The organism is Maritimimonas sp. 2210JD6-3 (assembly GCF_056591795.1).
In genome coordinates this window covers 1-236 of record NZ_JBWQOJ010000120.1, presented here as the reverse complement: position 1 = coordinate 236, position 236 = coordinate 1, and the positions used below count along the sequence as shown (strand labels likewise).

Sequence of the window (236 nt, the reverse complement as noted above, 5' to 3'; positions counted from 1 at the left end):
CATAGCAGGTAGATTAGTTCGAGAATTAGAAAGAACATTAGAACCATCAACCTTAAAGTGTTATGAAAAAGAGTTAAATTTATACCATCGAATCCTACAACAAAAACGAACTGATAAAGACAAGATTTACAGTATTCATAAACCATTGACTGCTTGCATAGCAAAAGGAAAGATACATAAGCAATATGAATTTGGAAACAAAGTAGGTTTAATAACGACATCAAAAACATTAATTA

1 pseudogene is annotated in these 236 nt (G+C 29.7%); it reads left to right on the top strand.

Annotated features, from left to right (window positions below):
- A pseudogene (locus AC1EUY_RS16215) lies at positions 1 to 236 on the top strand (IS5/IS1182 family transposase); the annotation flags it as partial.